The sequence below is a fragment of the Glutamicibacter sp. NPDC087661 genome (genome assembly GCF_044743275.1).
Lineage (GTDB): Bacteria > Actinomycetota > Actinomycetes > Actinomycetales > Micrococcaceae > Glutamicibacter.
In genome coordinates, this window is record NZ_JBIUWE010000001.1 from 528,190 (window position 1) to 546,858 (window position 18,669).

Below are 18,669 nucleotides of genomic sequence, written 5' to 3' on the forward strand. Positions count from 1 at the left end.
GTCAAGTTGCTGGGTAATCTCTATGGTCATGAGCTCGTTTGGTCGCACCGCAGAAATCCGCATCATCTTCCACCCCGCCTCAGGCCGAGGCCGGGGGATGCGCCTTGCCCAGCAGCTTGCCCACGCGCTTGGCAAGCTCGGGCTGGAACATGGGCTAGTTGATACTTCAAGGACGAGCGTGGAACTGGTGGGGGACCAGCTCAGAGCTTCGCGGGCGATCGTCATCATTGGCGGTGATGGGCTGATCCACCACTGCATCCAGCACGTTGCGGGAACTTCGATTCCCATCGGTGTCATCCCCGCAGGCAGCGGCAACGACTTCTGGCGCATGACAGGGGACGCGAATGCAGAAGAATCCTTGGCCAAGGTGATTGCGTTTTGCAAGCAGCCGGGAGCAACTATGCCCATTGACGTGCTGGAGCTGCGGTTTGACCAGGCCGGCAGAACACCGCGCTATGCACTGGGTGCCGTGTCCTGGGGATTTGAAGCCACCGTCAACGCGAAAGCCAACGCGTTGCCGCGGCAGCTGGGAGCACTGCGGTATATCGCCGGTTTGATCCTGTGCCTTCCCCAGCTGCGCGGATGCCCCAGTGGGGTGAGGGCCGACGGGCTGCGATTCAGCGGAAGCGTCCTGGCCGCCAGCGTCGCGAATATCAAGTCCCTTGGTGGCGGCATCAAGCTCTTCCCGCATGCTGATTTCACCGACGGTACCGCGGAATTGGCTATCGTACGCGGACCAAATATTCTGCGGGTCCTTCCGTATCTGGCAAGGATCCTCACCGGAGCGCCGCATCCATGGAAGGTCAGCGCAAACCTCACGCGGGCCCGCATCGAGACATCCCGGGACAGCTATGCTGACGGGGAATGCATGGGGGCCGGGTCCTTTGAGCTAGCTGTTATTCCCGCGGGGATCCAGCTGATTTCCTAAGTCGATAGTCGCAGAAGAGCATGCTGTCCTCTTCAAACAAGGAATGCAGCTCGAAGGCGTGGAACCCCTGACGATCGTGAACCGCTATTCTCATGCCATCACCTGCCACAAGGACAGGAGAGTAGCTGATGCAAACCGAATCCACCGCGCCAGCCGAGGCGAACTGCCCAAAAACGTGAGGACCGCCTTCAGCGTGGATGAAGCCGTATCCCTTGGAATGCAGATATGCGATGATTTCGGTCGGATCACACCCGCCCTCGGTTTCGGAAACCTGCACGAGAGTGGCATTGGGTCCAAAGGACCGACGCTGTTCGTCGGTGACCTGAACGCTGGTGAAAAGCAGAACCGGAACCGGGGATTGGGCAAACACCGGGGCCGTTGGCTCCAGATGCAATCCTCGTGAGATGAGCGCCAGCACGGGCTGTGGCGGCAGGCCATGTTCGATACGCCACGCCATGTCCTCCGCGGACAGGAGCTGGCCTTCGTAGCCCTCGGCACGAACCGTTCCAGCACCCACCATGATCACGTCGGCAAGCCGGCGCAAGAGTGCGAAAACCCTCTGATCGCCAGGAGAGCCCAATGCTTTGGAGAGCCCATCAACCTGGGCACTTCCGTCGATGCTGCTGACGAAGTTGAAACGCACGAATGGGCGATGCTCGCTGGAATAGCGCTCAAGCAGGAACTGGTCATCAACCTGATCTGCTGGTTGGGGAAGCAGGGCACGCATCTGGGAAAATCCTTACTTGCTGACTTCGGGTTCTGGGTGAGCAGGAGGATTGACATCCCCCATGTTGTGTATCTGGTAGGCAGGCTCCCGCCACCCTTGTGCTGCTTCGAGCAGGCGTACTGTCTGCACCGATTCAGGAATATTGTGCATCCGCAATATGCGGGCACCGTTCATGGCACAGATCGTTGCTGCCACCATAGAACCAACCATGCGCTCAGCCTTCGGCAAGTTCAAGGTTTCACCGATGAAGTCCTTGTTCGAGACCGCTGCCAAGGCCGGATAGCCCAAATCGGCAAAGGCCTGGAACCCAGCGGTCAAATCCAGAGTGTGGCGGGTGTTCTTGTTCAGGTCGTGCCCTGGATCAACAATGATCTTTGCCGGAGAAACACCAGCGTCCAACGCAATCTGGATTTTCTCCAGCAGATACTGGCGGATCTCGGCCACCACATCGTCGTAGCTAGGGCGCGGGTAAACGGTGCGGGGCTTGGCTAGCGAATGGGTGATCACCACATGCACGTTGTTCTTGGCTACCACCCGGGCCAAACCGGGATAGGAAAAGCCTGTGGTGTCATTGATGACATCAGCGCCGGCATCAATGGCAGCCTGCGCCACCTGTGGATGGAAAGTGTCTGCAGAAATAATCACCGAACTGCGGCTACGCACTTGATGGATAACCGGCACAATTCGCTCTGCTTCCTCCTGCCACGGGAGCTCCGGGCCCGGAGAGAAGGGGACTCCGCCGATATCCACCCAGTCAGCACCTGCCTCGACCGCACGCATGGCAGCGGCCACAGCATCATCCAAGCCAAAGGTCGACCCGGCATCGTAGAAAGAATCCGGAGTGCGGTTGATCACTGCCATCACCGCGATCCGCTGTGAGAAATCCAGGGAGCGCTGGGAGAAATCATGGACTGGAACCAAGAAATCAGGCTTGAACATGCAGGAAGGCTCCCTTAGCTGGAATCGACACGTCATCAGTTGTTCCTCTATTCATACCACCGACCACGGTTCGGAGGAGGAATCCGCCCGCTGCTCTCGCTAGGCTTGGACCATGCAGTTTTCACACCTCTCCGCAGCCCACGGGCAATGGATCGCCGCAGCTTGTGCATCAGCCGACCCCAGCACGGTAGTAGCCCAGATCCCGCATGGCTACGAACGCTACGTCCGCATCCTTCACCCAGCACTGGATGAAGATGACCAGTTGGTGCGCTGGGAGACGGTGGCACAGAGCCGCAAGCACATCATCACCGCCGCGGATCTTTTTGAAACCGTGGCCGGACTGGACGCGCAAGGCAATCCTGCGACCGAAGACGCCTGGGTAGATACCGACCTGCCGCTGGACCAGCTCCCGGAATCGCAATGGCAAGCACTAGCCGCCGAAATGGTCCGGGTTTCTGCCAAAGACCAGAAGTTCGTGGTGGGCTTGTGGGCCGGTTACGCATTTATCGCGGGCGGGGAACGCATACAGATTGAGCGCGAGCCGGATCCTGCATTGAGCGATGACGAGAACCAGCGGGTGTACGAGTTGGCGCTCGCCGAGGCGCAGAAACCTGCCTTTGGTCCCGAGATCATCCAGGCAGAACCGTTCGACCTGGGTGGCGGATACCGGAACTACCACCTGTTCGAAGCGGACGCGGAGTTCCTGGCGCAGCCCGAATGGGCCAGAACTGCCGACGGCGCCCAACGCCAGCGCCCGGCGCTGGCGTTTGCGGCGGACCATTCCTGGATGCTGTCGACAGAACCGTTTGATGATTGCACCATCCTGGGTGGTCCTGCTTCATTGATTGAGGCGGTCTTGAACAATCCGGCGCTGGAGGCCATTGAGGTTGGCCAATTCACACGGATCGGCCATTCAAACTAGGGCGCCCCACCCCGTACCATTGAAGTGTTATGAAAACTTCCGCCGTATACCTGGATCACGCGGCAACCACCGATCTGAATCCAGCAGCTCTGGCTGCCATCACCGAACAGTATTCCCGCACCGGAAACCCGTCTTCTTTGCATGGGGCCGGACGTCGCGCCAACCGTGCGGTGGATGATGCCCGCCAAGCTATCGCCATGGCCGCCGGGGCGCACTCCAGCGAATTGATCTTCACATCTGGTGGGACTGAATCGGATAACTTGGCGCTGAAGGGACTGTTCTGGAACCGCGTGGCGGCCAATGAGCAGGCGCGTGCCATCGTGCTCACCGGCATTGAGCACCACGCGGTCCTGGATACGGCTACCTGGCTGCAGGACCATGAGAATGCCACCTTGCTGTGGCTCGCCGTGGATGAAGACGGTGTCGTTGATCTGCAGGCGGCCGAAAAGCTATTTGAAGAGCAGCACGAGCAGATCGCTTTGGCCACCTTGATGTGGGCCAACAATGAAGTCGGCACCGTTCAGCCGATCCGTGAATTTGCTGCCCTAGCTGGCAAGTACGGGGTCCCGGTGCATTCGGATGCGGTGCAGGCCTTTGGTGCGCTCGCGGTCGACTTCGGCTCCTCGAATCTGGCCACCATGGCGATTAGCGCGCATAAGATCGGTGGCCCGGTAGGCATCGGCGGGCTACTGGTTCGCCGCGATATTGTGCTCACCCCGGTCCAGCACGGCGGTGGACACGAACGCAAGCTGCGATCGGGGACTTTGAATGCTGCCCACGCGGCCGGCTTTGCCGCCGCGGCTACCGCGGTGCGTTCTGGATTGCGGCAGGAAGCTGCGCGGCTGAGCGAACTGCGTGAATATGCGATTGAGAAGATCACCGGCTTGATTCCGGAAGCGGTGCTGAACGGACCACGGGATCAGGGCAATGAGGGCCAGCGCCTCCCGGGCAATCTGCACTTCACCTTCCCGGAATGCGAGGGGGACTCCTTGCTATTCGGCTTGGACATGGTTGGCATCGCATCATCCACCGGTTCGGCGTGCACCGCTGGTGTTCCGCAGCCTTCGCATGTTTTGCTGGCTATGGGACGCGATGCGCGCACCTCGCGCAGTGTGCAACGCTTCACATTGGGGCATACATCCACACGCGCCGACGTTGACGCATTATTAGAGGCTTTGCCCCAAGCGTATGCTCAGGCAAAGAAGGCTGGCATGGCAGCCGATGAAAGCAGCATCCACACGGCAGGAACAGGTTTTACACGATGAAAGTACTAGCAGCGATGTCCGGAGGCGTGGACTCGGCGGTAGCCGCGGCCCGCGCAGTTGAAGCCGGCCATGATGTGGTCGGCGTGCACCTGGCCCTGTCTCGCATGCCGGGGACCCTTCGCACCGGTTCGCGCGGTTGCTGCACCTTGGAAGACTCCAATGATGCATGGCGTGCCTGCGACAAGCTGGGCATCCCATACTACGTCTGGGACTTCTCGGACCGCTTCGCAGAAGACGTGGTGCAGGACTTCGTGGATGAATACGAAGCTGGCCGCACCCCGAATCCCTGCATGCGATGCAATGAGAAGATCAAGTTCGCTGCCTTGCTGGAAAAGGCATTGGCCCTGGGCTTCGACGCGGTATGCACCGGGCACTACGCCAAGGTGCTGCGCGATTCCGAGGGCAACCCGGAGCTGCACCGAGCCGCAGACTGGGCCAAGGACCAGTCCTACGTTTTGGGCGTGCTGACCCACGAACAGCTGGAACACTGCATGTTCCCGCTAGCCGAGACTCCCTCCAAGGCGGAAGTTCGCGCCGAAGCCGCAGCGCGCGGACTGACCGTGGCGAACAAGCCAGATAGCTATGACATCTGCTTCATTCCCGATGGCGATACCCGCGGTTGGCTGGCTGAACGCATCGAGATGAAACCAGGCGAGATCGTTGACCACGAGGGCAACCAGCTCGGTGAGCACGAAGGCGCCCAAGCCTTCACGGTTGGCCAGCGCAAGGGTCTTCGACTGGGTCGTCCGGCCGCCGACGGCAAACCGCGCTTCGTCTTGGAAATCCGTCCGAAGGACAACAAGGTCATCGTCGGTCCAGAGGCCCTGCTGGCTGTGGACCAGCTGCGCGGCATCCGCATTTCCTGGGCTGGCCTGCCGATCGCTGAAGTTTTCAGCGGAGACAAGTTCGACTGCATGGTGCAGGTGCGCGCGCACGGCGATCCGGTCGCCGCGGTAGCCCACATGGAGCGCTCGGAAGAAGGCCGCGACGAGTTGGTTGTCAACCTTCCCGAAGGCATGCGTGGAGTCGCGCCGGGCCAGACCATGGTCGTCTACCAGGACAGCCGCGTGCTGGGCCAAGCGACCATCGATTCTGCTCGTTCCAGCGAATGGGACTCCAGCATGGTCAATTAATTAGCCATCCAAAGAAACCCTTGGTCCAGTTCAAGATAATGAACTGGACCAAGGGTTTCTTCGCGTCGTGATTCAAGTTAGACGAACGGCTGGTTGCAACGGAGCTCGGCGGCCATCCGCTTCGGCCGTGGGCATCCGGCACGTATTCGCCCGGCATTGCCGGCGATTACCGGTGGTGTGTGGGATTCGGCCTGTCTTCAAGGGCCGCTTGGGGCTTGCTGGCTCACTGCATTGGTTCGACCCTCTAGGTTTCGCTATTGAATTGGGCTGCCGACCCTGTTGCGCCACCGGATGCCCTGGCTTCCAATGCGCTCGCTGCGATGTTCTCGAGAATGCTCACCAGCGGTAGCTGGGCGGATAGGGGCGCATCGTCCAGAACAACGGATCATTCCAGTCGGCAGAACCAATTCGTACCAATCCGGAAGGCCTCCACGAGCTAGATGCCCGAGGGGCTCGGGCAGCAGTACTCAAGGCCTTCGCAAGATCCAGCCGACGGCCGGTGCATGGAACCTGCACTGGATGATGCTGGACTCTGTCCGGTTGCCCGCTGCATGCATTCCCGTGGCGGAAAGGACGCCCAGGGGGATGAACCGAGTGAAGAGCACGAGCTTGCGCGACAGCGAAGGGTGCCGGACCAATATCGGTCCGGCACCCTTCGCCATTGTGTTGTATTCAGCTTTTAGCCTTCATCGACAATGCCGAACATATGAGCGGAAATATCTTGGTACTCCACCCGGGTCTTGCCCTTTTCCAGCTTTGGAAGCTGCGCCGGGGAGTGGGTGTGGCAGTGAACGAAATCGAAGGCAGGCCACCACTTCTTGGGGCGTTCGTATTCGCTGAAGCCGCAGACTTCGCAGACCAGATGAATCCACACGGGGCGTTTGCCGGTGCGGTTGGCGCGCGACTGCTCCAACCAAGCTGGTGGATTGGTGTTCAGCTCACGGAATTCTGCTTCGCTCATTTTGGAAGGAATGCCGTGGCGCTTGGCCATTTCTACTGGGATATCCAACGCGATTGCCGCGTCTCTACGAGTCATCATTGACATCTAGCTTATGCCACCTGGCCAACGAGCCGGAAGGAATGCCAACCCATCTCACCATTGAGTTAGAAAGGCTATGGGCTGAAGCACAAAAAGTGGGCGTCGAGACCACGTTTTTGCCAATTTCCGCCGGTTCCATTCGTATTTTGTGCCCTGCATCACTTAGGCTATGTGAAGCATGTGTTAATCATCACAGCCCATGCATGTACCTAGACGAAGGATGACTCATGACTCGCAAGAAGAACGGGCTGCGACTCGCAGCAGCCGTTGTGGGTATCTCTGCCCTGGCTCTGACCGGCTGCACCCAAGCTGCAGACAGTGGCAATGAAGAGGGCGGCAGCGGCGATGCCAGCGCTCCAATCACCCTGGGCACCACCGACAAAGTGACCTCCCTGGACCCTGCTGGATCTTACGACAACGGTTCGTTCATGGTCATGAACCAGATCTACCCATTCCTGCTCAACTCCGAGCCGGGCAGCCCGGACCCATCGATGAGCCTTGCCGAGTCCGCAGAGTTCACCACCCCGACTGAATACACGGTCAAGCTGAAGCCGGGCTTGAAGTGGGCCAATGACCACGACCTTGATTCCAAGGACGTCAAGTTCACCTTCGACCGCCAGCTGAAGATCGCGGACCCTAACGGCCCATCCTCGCTGCTGGGCAACGTTGAGTCCATCGAGGCGCCTGACGCCACTACCGTAGTCTTCAAGCTGAAGGTCGGCAATGACCAGACCTTCCCGCAGGTGCTGACTTCCCCGGTCGGCCCGATCGTCGATGACGAAGTCTTCCCCGCAGACGCAGTCATGGACGACCAGAAGATCGTTGAGGCCAAGGCCTTCGGAGGCCAATACGTTATTGATTCGTACAACAAGAACAACCTGATCTCCTTCAGCGCTAACGAGTCCTACCAGGGCGTTCTGGGCCCTGCAGCCAACGACAAGGCAGCGATCAAGTACTACGCGGACGCCAATAACCTGAAGCTCGAAGTCCAAGAAGGCAAGATCGACGTCGCATGGCGTTCGCTGACCCCAACCGACATCGAAGACTTGGGCAAGGATGAGAATCTGGCGGTCCACAAGGGACCGGGTGGCGAGCTGCGCTACATCGTCTTCAACTTCGATTCCATGCCATACGGTGCCAAGACCGATGATGCTGATGAAGCGAAGTCACTGGCCGTACGCCAGGCAGCGGCGCACCTTGTGGACCGCGAAGCCATCGCGAAGAACGTCTATAAGGACACCTACACCCCGGCTTACTCGTACGTGCCGCAAGGCTTCACCGGCGCCACCGAGCCGCTGAAGGACATGTACGGCACCGACGGCAAGCCGGATGCAGCCAAGGCCAAGAAGGTTCTGGAAGATGCCGGAGTGAAGACCCCGGTCAAGCTCGCGCTGCAGTACAACCCGGATCACTATGGCCCGAACTCCGGTGACGAATACGCACTGGTTGAAAAGCAGCTGGAGGCCGATGGCCTGTTCGAAGTGGATTTGAAGTCCACCGAATGGGTGACCTACCAGAAGCAGCGCGTCACGGATTACCCGGCCTACCAGCTGGGCTGGTTCCCGGACTACTCGGATGCCGACAACTACCTGTCGCCGTTCTTTGCCAAGGAGAACTTCCTTTCGAACAACTACGACAACCCCGAGGTTGACAAGCTGATCTCCGATCAGCGAGGAATGGTCGACGCTGCGGAGCGCACCAAGGCCATCGAAGAACTGCAGACGATGGTGGCTGAGGACTTGTCCACGCTTCCACTGCTGCAGGGTGCCCAGGTGGCCATTGCAGGCAAGGACGTCAAGGACGTTGACAAGACCTTGGACGCATCGTTCAAGTTCCGTCTCGGTGTGCTGAGCAAGTAATTCGGCTCTCGCCTCGCAGACACCAAACCTGAGGGGATCTGCCACGCGCCAACCCTTGGCGCGCGCGGTGGATCCCCTTGGCATGCGCCGTCATTGACCGCTCAAGGCGGCGCATTGCCACGCATCCTGAACCATAAGGACAGACGATGACTATCACGTCGCCACCGGGCCAAGAAGCAAGCCCGCTAGCAACACCCAAACCAGCAAAGCAAAAAGGCGGAGGATTCCTCCGTTACTTGATTACCCGATTCTTGCTGATCATTCCCACTGTCTTCATCCTCATCACAGTGGTGTTCTTCCTGATGCGCGTGACCGGAGACCCGATCACCGCAGCCTTGGGCGGACGGCTCACCCCGGACCAGCTGGCCCAGCGCATCCATGAAGCCGGATACGACCGGCCGATCCTGATCCAGTACTTCGAGTACCTGGGCCAGATCTTCACCGGCGACCTGGGCCGCACCATGAGCGATAACCGGGCGGTCACCGAGGTGCTGGCCACCTACGGCGCAGCAACTTTGGAACTGGCCATCAACGCGGTCCTCGTCGCACTGCTGGTCGGCATCCCGCTGGGCCTGGTTGCCGCGAAGTTCCGCGACCGCTACCCGGATGCCGTGTTGCGCATCCTTGCAATCCTCTCCTACGCCACCCCGGTGTTCTTCGCCGGCTTGCTGCTCAAGCTGGTCTTCGGCGTATGGCTAGGCTGGCTGCCGATCAGCGGCCGTGCCGACTGGCAGACCGAGCTTGAACTGACCGGCCTGCAGAGCCCATCGGGCATCTACTGGCTCGATGCGCTGCGCAGCGGCAATAGCGCTGCCTTCTGGAATGTCACCGAGCATGCGATCCTGCCAGCCCTGGCACTGGGCCTGCTCACCGGCGGCGTGTTCCTGCGCCTGGTGCGCACCAACGCAATTGGCACGCTGGGCCGCGAATACGTGGAAGCCGGCCGTTCGCGCGGTGTCAGCGAATTCCGCCTCACCACCAAGCACGCCTACCGTCCGGCGCTGATTCCGATTATCACTGTCATGGGCCTGCAGATTGCCATGCTGCTCGGTGGAGCAGTGCTGACCGAGACCACCTTCGAATGGTCGGGATTGGGCTTCAAGCTCGCCGAATACCTCACCGCCCGCGACTTCGTGGCTGTGCAGGGCATCGTGGTGCTGCTGGCCATTATCGTCGCCGTCACCAACTTCATCGTTGACGTGCTGGCCGCCTTGATCGACCCGAGAGTCAGGTACTAATCATGAGTACAGCTACCTTGCCGGCTTCGAACAAGTCCTGGCTGGACCGGCTCCCGGTCATCTCCCACCTGCGCATGTCCTCGGGCCTGCAGCGGGGCATGCTGGTTGCCGGTCTGGCGCTCTCCGGCCTGTTCATCGTTACCGCCTTGTTCGCGCCGCTGATTGCGCCTTTCGATTTCGCGCAGTCCTCGGATGCATCCGGGGACTTCCCGCGCCAGGTGGCTCCGGACAGCAAATTCATCTGGGGCACCACCGCCACCGGCTATGACGTGTTCTCGCGGACCCTCTTCGGTGCGCAGACGGCCATCTGGGTGATCCTGGCGGCCGTGGTCATGTCCCTGTTCCTGGGCGTATTGCTGGGCTTGATCTCCGGCTACCTCGGCGGCTGGTTCGACCGCATCGCCGTGGTGTTGGCCGATGCGATCTACGCGTTCCCATCCCTGCTGCTGGCCATCGTGATGTCCATCGTGATTTCCCAGGGCCAGTCTTCGCTCTTCGGCGGCGTGATGGCAGCGGCCATCTCCATCACCGTGGTATTCATCCCGCAGTACTTCCGCGTGGTCCGCGCCGAAGTGATGCGGCTGAAGGCGGAACCCTTCGTAGAATCCGCACAGGTGATCGGCGCCAGCCCATGGCGAGTGATGTTCGCGCACCTGCTGCGCAACGCCACCCGCACCTTGCCGCTGATCTTCACGCTGAATGCCACCGAGGCATTGCTGACCCTGGCGGGCCTGGGCTTCCTGGGCTTCGGCATCGAACCGACCAGTGCTTCGGAATGGGGCTACGACCTGAACCGAGCGATGTCAGATGCCACTAGCGGAATCTGGTGGACCGGCCTGTTCCCGGGCTTGGCCATCGTGCTCACCGTGATGGGCTTGACCCTGGTTGGCGAGTCCATGAATGACCTCAATGACCCGCGCCTGCGCCGCTTCAGCCGCAAGAAGGCCAAGCGCATCACCCAGTCCGGACAGGTAGGAGCAAACAAATGACCAACAGTCCTCTCCTCGACTCCGAGGCCAACGTCGGCACACCCGCTGTCTTGCGCATCGAAGACCTGAACATTGATTTCGTCACGGACGCCGGCGCAGTGCCGGCAGTGCGCGGCGTTGATTTGCAAGTCAGGGCCGGCGAGATCCTGGCCATCGTGGGCGAATCCGGATCCGGCAAGTCCGTCACGGCACGCACTGCTCTGGGCATCCTGGCCGAGAACGGTGCCTCGCACGGCGGGGTCTACCTCAAAGGCAAGAACATGCTCACCCTGCGCGGCCGCGAGCTGCGCGCGGCTCGCGGCCGGGATGTGGCCATGGTCTTCCAGGAACCATCCACGGCACTGAACCCGGTGTACACCGTGGGGTGGCAGATCATGGAGGGCATCCGCGCGCACAACAGGATTTCCAAGAAGGAGGCCAGGACGCGCGCCATCGAGGCAATGCGCCAGGTCGGCATCCCGGATCCAGAGCAGCGCGTGGACTACTACCCGCACCAGTTCTCCGGTGGCCAGAAGCAGCGCGTGGTCATCGCCGCGGCGCTGGCCCTGAAGCCGGAACTGATTGTGGCAGATGAGCCAACCACCGCATTGGATGTCACGGTGCAGGCTGAAATTCTCCAGCTGCTGCGCGACCTGCGTGATCAGCTGGGTACCGCCATCGTCATCATCACCCACAATATGGGGGTGGTGGCCGATATCGCCGACCGCGTGATCGTGATGAACCAGGGGCAGATCGTTGAGCAAGCACCATCGATCCAGCTCTTCGAAGCACCGCAAGAGGACTACACCAAGTCCCTGCTGGCTGCCGTGCCGCACCTGGGGCGCGAAAGCGCCTCGGAGGGACTAGTCGAACGTCCGAACCAGGATGCTGAATTGCTGGTGGAAGCCAAGGGCCTGAAGGTGCATTTCCCGGGACGCCTCGGGGCCCCGGGCTTCACCGCGGTCGATGAGGTGGATCTGAAGATCCACGCCGGCGAGGTCTACGGACTGGTGGGCGAGTCCGGTTCGGGGAAAACCACCATCGGACGCAGCATCGCGGGATTGAACCGCATCACCGGTGGCTCGCTGAAGGTGCTGGGCTACGAGATGGCCCACTTCAAGGAACGCACCTTCAAGCCGCTGCGTGAGCAGATCGGCTTCGTGTTCCAGGATCCAGCGGCAAGCTTCAATCCGCACTTGACCGTAGGCGAATGCGTGGCCGAGCCACTGGCCGTGCACCGTGATCTGAACCCGCTGCAGACCCGCAACAAGGTGGCCGAACTGCTTGAGGCCGTGCAGCTTCCAGCCGGTTTTGCCAACCGCTACCCGCACGAACTCTCCGGCGGCCAGCGCCAGCGCGCGTCGCTGGCCCGCGCACTGGCCTTGGAGCCGAAGCTGCTGATTGCCGATGAGCCAACCAGCGCACTGGACGTTTCGGTGCAGGCCAAGGTGCTGGAGCTGTTCCGCGAATTGCAGACCGAACTGGGCTTCGCAGCCCTGTTCGTCTCGCATGATCTGGCAGTGGTGGACCAGCTGGCTACCTGGGTGGGCGTCCTGTTCCGGGGCACCTTGCTGGAAGAAGGCTTGGGCTCCAAGGTCCTGGCCAACCCGCAGCATGAATACACCCAGCGCCTGATCGCCTCGCTTCCGGTTCCGGACCCGCGCGAACAGGCGCAGCGACGCAAACTGATTGAACAGCTGAACGCCTCCTGAGCAGCTGGCAATCAAGGAACAACGGGCATGCCCCGGGCACGGTCAGGCACCGTGTCCGGGGCATGTCACCTTGTGGGTAATCCGTCATGCGAACCCGTAAACTGGTGATCATGAACGAGCCGAAGAACACTGAGACCACCCAGTCATTCGACCCGCACGCCAGCTCGTTGCAGGGCGAGGTCCAGAATGAAGTCCTCGAAGAGCTGTACGCCATCCGCGGCAGCATCGACAACTTCGATGCGCAGCTGGTTTTCCTGTTGGCTGAACGCTTCAAGGCGACTCAGCGCGTAGGGGTCCTGAAGGCCGAGCACCAGTTGCCGCCGAGCGACCCTAGCCGCGAGAAGGCGCAGATCGAGCGCCTGCGCGCCCTGGCCCACGAAGCGCATCTTGATCCAGAATTCGCCGAAAAATTCCTGAATTTCGTGATCTCTGAAGTCATCCGCCACCACCAGAACATTTCTGACTCGCACAACAATGACTGAGCAGGAACACGAGGCCGCTGAACGCCGCGATGTTCACGCCACCGCTTTCTGCCAGTTCCCGGGCAGCGACCCGTCGGCCATCCACGAAGTGGTGCGCGGGGAATTGGGAGAACCCAACCTCGCGGTCTTCCCGCAGCTGCCGGATCGTGGCGTCGGCGCCGATGCGGTAGGGCGCAGCGCCACCTTGCTGGCAGACCTCGGCTTCGATCTGCAGCCGCACGGCTGGAGGATCGGTGCCAAGGACGGTATCGATGCCCGTCGTGCCCGCAGCATCCTGCGCAGTGACGAGAATCTGCTAGCTGATGTACTCGGCGCGGAAGCGAAACCTGCCCAGCGCCTCAAGCTCACCTTGCTCGGTCCGTGGACCTTGGCCGCCAGCCTGTACCTGTCGAACGGGGAGCGGGTGATCAGCGATCATGGGGCGTGCCGCGACATCATCGAGTCCTACGCCCACGGAGCACGCGAGCATCTGGACCGACTGGCCCGCATTACCTCGCTGGCGGACTTCACTATCCAGATTGATGAGCCGCTGCTGGGCGACGCGCTCGACGGCACAATCAGTACCGCCAGCGGATACCGGACCCTGCGCTCGATCCCACGCGCCGAAGTGCGAAGCGCCTATGCGCAGTTCTTCAAGGTGCTCGCTGGCGAGGCCGAAGGCCAACGGGTCACCTCGCTGCTGAATCTGCCTACCCAGGATGAACACTGGATTGAACGGGTGGATCTGCTGCACCAAGCCGGTGCCGGCGCGCTGGTCATCGACCCTGGAGGCTTGACGCACCGCAAGTGGGAGCGGGTAGCGGGACTTGTCGAAGGCGGGGGCCGCGTCTTCTTGCAGGTGCTCGCCCCCGGAACCCGGGCACCAGGTGTTGTAGAAGGGGTGAACTCCATTCTTCGTCCTTGGCGTCAGCTGGGCTTGGGCTTGGGGCAGCTAGGTGCACTAACCCTGATGCCGCGTGGAGACTTCTCGCGCAGCAGCTCGGCGCAGGCCATCGAGAACCTGCGACGGCTGGCCAGTTATGCCCAAGCGTTGGAGCAGACACGCGTCGATGCGTAGCTAACTGCCTGATTCCTGCCGGTCACAGCCCGAAAAGGGCGGTTGATCATGTATCTTAGGAATAGTGGGGTAGCGGATCTACCCGGTTTGGCCAGTTGGCTGAAACCTCAAACCTACGGTTTCAGGGGGACATGGGATGAAGGCACGGATTTTAGTCGTTGACGATGACGAAGCGTTGTCGGAAATGATTGGCATTGTCCTGCAAAATGACGGCTTCGATGCCTCATTCTGCTACGACGGTTCCGGCGCTCTGGAAGCATTCCGTGAAGCGAACCCCGACCTGGTGCTCCTTGACCTGATGCTGCCTGGCATTGACGGCATCGAGGTATGCAAGCAGATCCGCGCGGAATCCGACGTTCCCGTCGTGATGCTCACCGCCAAGTCGGACACTGCCGACGTTGTCCGCGGGCTGGAATCCGGTGCCGATGACTACGTGCCCAAGCCTTTCAAGCCAGCCGAGCTGGTGGCCCGCGTGCGAGCCCGTTTGCGTCCAAGCGAAACCCACGCCGCGGAGACTTTGCAAGTTGGCGAAGTGACCATCGACGTGGCCGGGCACCGAGTGACCCGCGGAACCGATGTCGTGTCGCTGACCCCGCTGGAATTCGACCTCCTGGTCACCATGGCCCGCAAGCCATGGCAGGTCTTCAGCCGCGAGCAGCTGCTGGAAGCCGTCTGGGGCTACCGGCACGCTGCAGATACCCGCTTGGTCAACGTGCACGTGCAGCGCCTGCGCTCGAAGATTGAAATTGACCCGGAGAAGCCGCAGATTATCGAGACCGTTCGCGGTGTCGGATACAAGGCTGGTTCGGCAAGTTGAGTTCGCACACGTCGACCGGTGCAGAGTTGGTTCCGGTCGATGTGCATGCCCAGTCGCAGTCCAAACCCGCCCGGTGGAGCAAAATCGAGCAGTGGATCAAGCGTCCCTGGCACACCGCCAAGCTGCGTTGGCAACGCCACCTGCTGTTCCGCACCGTCATTTCGACGCTGCTTTTCACTGCGCTGGCTTTGGTTGCCGCCGGCGCCTTCCTTTCCAACCAGATCGCCTCCACGCTTTTCGAAGAGCGCGTGAACCAGATATCCAAGGAATCGGAACGCGGCCTGGTCCAGGCCCGCTCCATTCTCGAATCGGCTTCCACCACCGATCGCGCCTCCACCCAGGCCCTGGTGAATTCGACCTTGGCTTCCCTGGAAGGCGATGGCGCAACCGTAGTCCGCGATTTCGTGCTGATGCCCATTGCCGGTGACCAAAGCCTTTATGTTGGGCCAATGGCTTCCGGTTCCCTGACCACCCGCGTGATCCCTGGCGATCTCGCGGAGCGGGTTGCAGGGGAGCAAGGCATCTATTGGCGTTCCATCGAGCTGGGTGCCGATACCGCAACCAAGCCCGGTCTCATTGTCGGCACCAAGGTACTGATTCCGCCTGGACGCGAGTACGGACTGTATCTGGTCTACGACCTGTCCAGCGTGCAGGATACCCTCGAATTCATCAATCGTGCGATGGCTTTCACCGGGCTGATTCTGCTGGCAGTGGTTGGCTTCGTTGCGTGGTCGGTCGCCCGTACCGTGGTCCGCCCGGTGGCCGATGCCGCGTATGTTTCGGAGAGGATTGCTTCCGGTGACCTCGACCGCCGAATGAAGGTCGCCGGCAAGGACGAGGTGGCCCGATTGGGGACGGCCTTCAACCACATGGCCCATTCATTGCAAGAGCAGATCACCGCATTGAATAATCTCTCGGCCATGCAGCAACGCTTCGTTTCCGATGTCTCGCACGAATTGCGCACCCCGCTGACCACCGTGCGCATGGCTGCCGAAGTGATCCACGATGCCCGCGAGGACTTCGATCCGCTTACCGCGCGGTCCGCCGAACTGATGTACAACCAGATCGAGCGTTTCCAGCACCTGCTCAATGACCTGCTGGAAGTGTCCCGCTTCGATGCCGGCGTCGCGGTGCTTGACCGTGAGTCAACGGACTTGAACGTCATAGCCCGCAAGGTTATCGATACCGCCACCCCGGTGGCTGATGAATACGGTTCGCTCATCCGCCTGAACGCGCCCAGCGACGGTTGCGTCGCAGAAGTGGATCCGCGCCGCGTCGAGCGTGTGATCCGCAATCTGGTGCTCAACGCGGTGGAGCACGGTGAAAGCAAGCCAATCGATATCACCATCGGCGCCAACCAGAGCGCGGTGGCGATCACCGTGCGCGACTACGGCATCGGCATGTCCGAAGAGGCGTGCAACCACGTCTTCGACCGATTCTGGCGCGCTGATCCGGCCCGTGCACGGACCACCGGAGGTTCCGGCCTGGGCTTGTCGATCTCGATGGAGGACACCAGGTTGCACGATGGCCGATTGGAAGCGTGGGGCAAGCCGGGGGTCGGCTCGGTCTTCCGCCTGACCTTGCCACGCAGCGAGGACCTGGAGATCGCTTCGTCGCCGCTTCCACTGGAACCGCCAGTTCCTGAAAGCCTGGCTACGGTGATTTTGGGAGACAGCTTCCCGCTGACCGGTGAAGTGCCAAAGATCGGATACACGCCGCTGGTTCTTGATCCGGATTTGGATGCGGATTCGCCAGATGACGATGTCACCAATCCGAACCTCGGCAGCAACGAGCAGAAGAAGGAAGGGGAGAGCTGATGCGGAAGAAATTCTTTTCCAGCCTCGCGATCATCCTTGCTGCTGCGCTTGCGATCTCTGGCTGCGCCTCGATTCCTAGAACTTCCACCGTCCAGCAGATTGAAGCCGGAACCGACACTAGCGGGGCTGAAAGCTACAGCTATGCGGCCGATGGACCGGCAGCAGGTGCTGATGCCAGGGCCATCGTCGAGGGGTTCGTCGAGGCTGGGCGTTCGGTATCCGAAGATTATGCTGTCTCCCGCGAATTCATGGACGCGCAGCTGAGCAACACCTGGCGCGGTGATACGCAGACGCTGATCTACGATGCCTTCAATGTGGTCAACGGGGCCGATGCGAACAAGTACACCATCCAGCTCGAAATCACCGGTGAAGTCGACGCGCATGGCGTGCGCACCGACTACCCGGATCACTCGACCCGTGCAGTGGATATCGAAGTCGCCAAGGTAGACGACGAATGGCGCATTACCAAAGCCCCGGACGGCACGATGCTCGAAGCCTCGACGTTCACCAAGATCTTTGCCGCGCAGACCCTGTACTTCTACGATGCGAGCTTCGCCTATTTGGTTCCCGACATACGGTGGTTCACCTCGGGTTCGGGCACCACCACGTCGATGGTGGAAGCCTTGTTGGCAGGACCAGCCCCGTACCTGCAAAATGCTGTCGTCTCCGCTTTCTCGACGGCCAGCGGACTGGTGCGTTCAGCGGTGCCGGTGCGCGATGGCGAAGCGACCATCGATTTGAACTCCAATACCTTCGCAGATGCTACCGACCGGAGCATCTTGCTGATGAAGCAGCAGATGGAAGCCACGCTGACCAGCCTAGCTCCGGTGGACTCGGTAAAGCTGCTGCGGGAGGAAAACGAAGTCAACCTTTCGACCGAAGACACTAACTTCGAGCCGGCTACGTCCAACCCCAGCACGCAGGATACGCTGATCGGCATTTCGGACCAGTACTTGGTCTACGTCAAGGGACTCTCGATCATTCCGGTGGGCGGCGTCCCGGATATTTCCGGATACAACCCACGGGACCCGGCCATGTCTCCGGTCGGCAATCGCTATGCCTTCCTCAACGGCCGCCGCACCCAGCTGTGGGGGATTGACGACAAGGGCAGCCTGCGCCTTTCGCTGGAGGGCGAGGAGCTCATCCAGCCGTCCATGGATCTGGCCGGCTGGACCTGGACCGCGGATAACGGGGCAGCTACCCCGATCAGGGCGGTCCCTGCCGACACCGAAATGAAGGGTGAAGCCCGTCCAATCGATGTGGCCTGGCTGGAAGATGCCCAGATCGATTCCTTGCGGATTTCCCGCGACGGCGCGCGGGCGCTGATCGTGGCAACCATCGGCAAGACCACGTCGGTTTACGTCGCCGGCGTGATCCGCGATGCTGAAGGTGTGCCCCGCGGACTCACGGATTCGCCAATGAAGATCTATCCAGAAGTTCCGGTGAATACCGCGCTATGGGATTCGGACAGATCCATTATTGTTGCCGAGCTCGGTGATGACCAAGCTGTTGAAGCGGCCCAGATCACCTTCGAAGGCGGCAGCGAGCACCTGCAGCTGCTGTTGGGCATGGTCGGCATCGCTACCGGTGTCGGCAGCCGCCGCGAAGTGTATGCCGAGACCAACGAGAAGCTGTATACCCGCGTGGGCAATTCCTGGCACGAGCTTGAGGATTTTGCCCAGGACGTCGCCTATCCCGGCTAAGCAGGACCTTGCTCCACAGCTCGTTGGCGACCAGACCGATCGACGCGGTTCATCGGCCAGTCT

16 protein-coding genes are annotated in these 18,669 nt (G+C 60.9%); 13 read left to right on the forward strand and 3 right to left on the reverse strand.

The genetic code is table 11. The features are described 5' to 3' along the window. Positions 1-28: 28 nt before the first annotated feature. Positions 29-928 carry a diacylglycerol kinase family protein gene (locus tag ACIOTN_RS02555; protein WP_166650798.1) on the forward strand — a complete coding sequence of 300 codons (900 nt, stop codon included), beginning with the start codon at positions 29-31 and terminating at the stop codon, positions 926-928. On the opposite strand, the gene ACIOTN_RS02560 is transcribed toward ACIOTN_RS02555, so the two are convergent. Both ACIOTN_RS02560 and folP read right to left on the reverse strand, forming a co-directional pair. Beyond that, a complete protein-coding gene (locus tag ACIOTN_RS02560) occupies positions 897-1,655 on the reverse strand; it encodes a pyrimidine reductase family protein (RefSeq protein ID WP_105661497.1) in 759 nt (252 codons plus the stop codon). The genes ACIOTN_RS02555 and ACIOTN_RS02560 overlap by 32 nt on opposite strands. A gap of 12 nt (positions 1,656-1,667) precedes the next feature. After that, on the reverse strand, positions 1,668-2,594 hold the full coding sequence (gene folP, locus ACIOTN_RS02565; RefSeq protein WP_105656834.1) for a dihydropteroate synthase: 927 nt from the start codon (positions 2,592-2,594) through the stop codon (positions 1,668-1,670). A 112-nt stretch (positions 2,595-2,706) separates the two neighbouring features. Between folP and ACIOTN_RS02570 the strand changes: the two genes are divergently transcribed. Genes ACIOTN_RS02570 through mnmA form a run of 3 tightly spaced genes read left to right on the forward strand, consistent with a single transcriptional unit; the run spans position 2,707 to position 5,914 of the window. Then, entirely contained in the window at positions 2,707-3,516 is an 810-nt protein-coding gene (locus ACIOTN_RS02570; RefSeq protein WP_105656833.1) for a hypothetical protein, read from the forward strand. A 29-nt stretch (positions 3,517-3,545) separates the two neighbouring features. Continuing rightward, on the forward strand, positions 3,546-4,781 hold the full coding sequence (locus ACIOTN_RS02575; RefSeq protein WP_105656832.1) for a cysteine desulfurase family protein: 1,236 nt from the start codon (positions 3,546-3,548) through the stop codon (positions 4,779-4,781). Next, positions 4,778-5,914, forward strand: coding sequence for a tRNA 2-thiouridine(34) synthase MnmA (gene mnmA, locus ACIOTN_RS02580; RefSeq protein WP_105656831.1), 1,137 nt, complete (start codon positions 4,778-4,780; stop codon positions 5,912-5,914). Before ACIOTN_RS02575 ends, mnmA begins: the two co-directional genes overlap by 4 nt. Positions 5,915-6,593: 679 nt before the next feature. Here mnmA and ACIOTN_RS02585 read toward each other — a convergent pair. Further along, the gene (locus ACIOTN_RS02585; protein ID WP_105656830.1) at positions 6,594-6,953 is read right to left on the reverse strand and encodes a hypothetical protein; all 360 of its coding nucleotides are present in this window, start codon (positions 6,951-6,953) and stop codon (positions 6,594-6,596) included. Between the two features lie 227 nt (positions 6,954-7,180). On the opposite strand from ACIOTN_RS02585, the gene ACIOTN_RS02590 reads away from it, so the two are divergent. The 9 genes from ACIOTN_RS02590 (at position 7,181) to ACIOTN_RS02630 (ending at position 18,606) form a co-directional block, all read left to right on the forward strand. Next, a complete protein-coding gene (locus ACIOTN_RS02590) occupies positions 7,181-8,812 on the forward strand; it encodes an ABC transporter substrate-binding protein (RefSeq protein WP_133834292.1) in 1,632 nt (543 codons plus the stop codon). A gap of 146 nt (positions 8,813-8,958) precedes the next feature. Next, the gene (locus tag ACIOTN_RS02595) at positions 8,959-10,050 is read left to right on the forward strand and encodes an ABC transporter permease (protein WP_105656828.1); all 1,092 of its coding nucleotides are present in this window, start codon (positions 8,959-8,961) and stop codon (positions 10,048-10,050) included. A 2-nt stretch (positions 10,051-10,052) separates the two neighbouring features. Continuing rightward, on the forward strand, positions 10,053-11,039 hold the full coding sequence (locus tag ACIOTN_RS02600; protein ID WP_402734764.1) for an ABC transporter permease: 987 nt from the start codon (positions 10,053-10,055) through the stop codon (positions 11,037-11,039). Then, complete coding sequence (locus ACIOTN_RS02605) at positions 11,036-12,730, forward strand: ABC transporter ATP-binding protein (protein WP_105656826.1); 1,695 nt, start codon at positions 11,036-11,038, stop codon at positions 12,728-12,730. The genes ACIOTN_RS02600 and ACIOTN_RS02605 overlap by 4 nt, the downstream gene beginning before the upstream one ends. A gap of 110 nt (positions 12,731-12,840) precedes the next feature. Further along, complete coding sequence (locus tag ACIOTN_RS02610) at positions 12,841-13,212, forward strand: chorismate mutase (protein WP_105656864.1); 372 nt, start codon at positions 12,841-12,843, stop codon at positions 13,210-13,212. Then, a complete protein-coding gene (locus ACIOTN_RS02615; RefSeq protein ID WP_402734765.1) occupies positions 13,205-14,269 on the forward strand; it encodes a hypothetical protein in 1,065 nt (354 codons plus the stop codon). The genes ACIOTN_RS02610 and ACIOTN_RS02615 overlap by 8 nt, the downstream gene beginning before the upstream one ends. A gap of 136 nt (positions 14,270-14,405) precedes the next feature. Further along, positions 14,406-15,086: an MtrAB system response regulator MtrA gene (mtrA, locus tag ACIOTN_RS02620; RefSeq protein WP_105656824.1), complete on the forward strand. Its 681-nt coding sequence runs from the start codon at positions 14,406-14,408 to the stop codon at positions 15,084-15,086. Then, complete coding sequence (mtrB, locus tag ACIOTN_RS02625; RefSeq protein ID WP_105656823.1) at positions 15,083-16,903, forward strand: MtrAB system histidine kinase MtrB; 1,821 nt, start codon at positions 15,083-15,085, stop codon at positions 16,901-16,903. The genes mtrA and mtrB overlap by 4 nt, the downstream gene beginning before the upstream one ends. Continuing rightward, positions 16,903-18,606 carry an LpqB family beta-propeller domain-containing protein gene (locus tag ACIOTN_RS02630; RefSeq protein WP_105656822.1) on the forward strand — a complete coding sequence of 568 codons (1,704 nt, stop codon included), beginning with the start codon at positions 16,903-16,905 and terminating at the stop codon, positions 18,604-18,606. Before mtrB ends, ACIOTN_RS02630 begins: the two co-directional genes overlap by 1 nt. The last annotated feature ends 63 nt before the right edge of the window (positions 18,607-18,669 follow it).